This is a genomic window from Nocardiopsis sp. TNDT3 (genome assembly GCF_003427465.1).
Classification (GTDB): Bacteria; Actinomycetota; Actinomycetes; order Streptosporangiales; family Streptosporangiaceae; genus Nocardiopsis; species Nocardiopsis dassonvillei.
This window is the reverse complement of the sequence record NZ_QPFC01000697.1, coordinates 1-2,793: the sequence shown is the minus strand read 5'-3', so window position 1 is coordinate 2,793 and position 2,793 is coordinate 1. Positions and strand designations below refer to the sequence as shown.

Here is a 2,793-nt window from a genome sequence, read left to right as displayed (position 1 = left end):
GGTGCACCTTCTCCTGCTCCCGTCCCGCCAGGCCCACCCGCTCCAGCGCCGCGGCCTGGCGCGACCTGGTGCCGTACCGCTTGACGATGTCGAGGTTGGCCCGGACGGACACGCTCTCCACCAGGGCGTAGTTCTGGAACAGGTAGCCGAGCCTGTCGGCGCGGAAGCGCCGCTGCCCGCCCGGCCCCAGACGGGTGATGTCGGTGCCCTCGAAGAGGATCCGGCCCGCGCTGGGCCTCTCCAGCAGCCCCATGCAGTTGAGCAGGGTGGTCTTTCCCGAGCCGCTGGCGCCCACCAGGGCCAGCATCCGCCCGGCCTCCACGGTCAGCTCCAGGTCCCGCCACAGCACGCGGGAGCCGAAGGACTTGGTGAGCTTCTCGACGGTGATCATGCTGCCTCCCGGGGGTCATCAGGCCTGCGAGGAGCCCTCGCGGACGATACGGCGGTGGAAGAAGGCGAGCGCGCCCAGGGTCAGGGCGAGTCCGGTCGCCGCGATGGCCGCGGCGTAGAGGGGTTCGAGCCCGGTGGTTGGCACCAGCTCGGGCGGCAGCATCCTGGCGGGGTCGCTCAGCGCCCGCAGCGTGGTGAGCGAGTTCCACGCGGCCCAGCCCGCGAAGCCCAGCGAGATCCCCGCCTCGACGGCCAGGAACCGCCGGTGCGTGGCGAGGAACCCCCACCCGCTGATGTGCCGGGCGAAGACGGTCTGGGCCCGGGTGCGCGCGTGGATGACGCACGAGGCGATGCCGGTCAACAGCAGCAGGGCGGTTCCGGCGACCAGGTTGAACGCCTCGATCCGCAGCAGGTTCAGGTCGGCGGCGTGGGCCCCGGCCGCCTTGTTGAGGATCGGCTGGACCGCGTTGACGTACTCGGCCATCCGCGGATCGGCCTCCCGCGCCCGCTCCACCACACCCGGATCGGGGAACAGCACGGCCTCGTGGGTCATGTAGGTGACGTAGGCGCTGTCGGAGAGCACGGAACCGTTGGGCAGGGCGATGACCACCGGGTCGCGCAGGAAGGGCGGTTCCTGCTGGGCGAAGGGGGCCCGCGACCCGTAGGTGAACACCGTCTGGCCGTCGGCCGCGGGCAGGATCTCGACGTCGGTCCCGGACTCCCCACCGCCGTTCTGGAGGCGGAGCCAGTCCGGCATCGCCCGCTCGATCTCCCCGCGGTGGGAGGCGTGCGCCGGCGGGAGCAGGACCCGGACCCGCTCCTCGGAGGCGGCGGGGCCGTAGCGCTCGCCCGAGGGGGACACGATCTCCTGCTTCTCCAGGTAGGTGTCGTTGACCACGAGCACGTCGAACCCGGGTCGCCCGGACCCGACCGGCACGACGGACTCGGGCGCGTGCTGGTCGGCGATGACGACCCGGCCCTCCCGGTCGGCCCGGCGCAGCCAGGGGCCGAGGAGGGAGTCGGCGGCCTCGGAGTCCTCCATGCCGACGCTGCCGTTGAGGGCGACGTGCGAGGTCCGGCCGGTCCGGGCGAAGGCCTCCAGCGAGGCCCGCTGCTCCCGGGTGGTCTGCGCCAGGTGGACGACCGACCCCAGGACGGCGAGCACCAGGAGCAGCACGGGCACGCGCACCAGGTAGGCGCCCACCTGGGCGGCGCGCACGGGGATGCGGCCCTTGAGCGCGGGCAGGATCGCGGTGGTGTGCACCAACCCGAGCACCGCGGCGTGCACGGCCACCGCCACGGCGGCGAAGACCCCCGCGAACACCAGGGCGACCAGGGCGAAGAAACCGAGCTGGTTCCAGTCGTTGTAGAGGCCCAGGCAGGCCAGGGCGACCAGGGCGGCGCCGGGCAGGGCCGCGCCCCACAGCCGGGCGACCCGGCCCAGGTCGCGCAGCAGGATCCGCCCGTAGGAGCTTCCCAGCAGCCGCTGGACGGCGTAGTCCCGGGAGCCGAGCAGCACCCCCGCGCCGACCGCGGTCACACCCGCCAGCAGCGCCAGGGCCAGGACGTTGAACAGCGGGCCGCCGAGGAAGGACTGCCACAGCCGCGCCTGGCTGCCGCCCTCGTCCGGGCGCAGGCCGTGCTCGGCGAGCGCCTCGGTGAGCACCCGCGCGTTCTCGGGCGGGCCGAAGACCAGGTAGTAGCCGCGCGGGCTGCGTTCGGCGAGCGCCTCGACGGGATGGACGCGCAGCTCCGTGGCCGGGTTGAAGGACGGGTAGCCCTCGGTGAGCCAGTCGGCGTACCGGGAGTCGGGGTCGCCCACGGCCAAGTACAGGTGCGACAGCGACTCGGGGGTGCGCACGTCCGGGGCGGTGAAGCCGATCGCCACGCCCTGCTCGGCGGCGACGCGTTCGACGGTCTCCGCGACCCGGGCGCTGTCGGAGGTGCCCTCGTCCCCGACGATCCACACCACCGCCGAGTGCTGCGCGGTGGGGATCGTCAACTCCCACGTGGCCAGCAGCAGCGCGGCGATGAGCGCGGCCAGCAGCGGGAACGCGGTGTGGGCGAAGGCGATGGTCCGGTTGGGCATGGTCTCCTGGAGCGGTCGCGGACACGGGGGCGGCCCGCTGACGGGGGGCGTCAGCGGGTCCGTCGCGGTCGGCTACCCGCAGTGCCGCCAGTAGCTCTCGTTGTTGGACAGGGCGCGGGGGGCCGACGCCCGGGAGGTGTACCCCGGCAGGTACGCGGCGGAGGTGACGGTGTACCTGCCCACCGCCGTGGAGCCGTGGCAGCGCGTCCCGTGGAAGTAGTCGGAGTACACGACCGAGGAGGTGAGCCCGTGGTACCACGTCCCGCCGCCGACGTAGCTGACGGCGGCCGCGGCGACGCCCGCGGTTCCGGCGG

3 protein-coding genes are annotated in these 2,793 nt (G+C 73.7%); all 3 read right to left on the bottom strand.

Features of this window, described 5'->3' with window-relative positions; translation table 11 throughout:
- Positions 1–391 (bottom strand): ATP-binding cassette domain-containing protein (locus DQW06_RS17385; protein ID WP_117198928.1); only part of this gene is annotated, 391 nt, incomplete at its 3' end.
- 18 nt (positions 392–409) lie between these two features.
- Positions 410–2,479 (bottom strand): hypothetical protein, encoded by a 2,070-nt coding sequence (locus tag DQW06_RS17380; RefSeq protein WP_013153651.1) that lies wholly within the window; start codon positions 2,477–2,479, stop codon positions 410–412.
- A 72-nt stretch (positions 2,480–2,551) separates the two neighbouring features.
- On the bottom strand, positions 2,552–2,793 hold a 242-nt coding region (locus tag DQW06_RS17375), incomplete at its 5' end, for a lactococcin 972 family bacteriocin (RefSeq protein WP_117198927.1).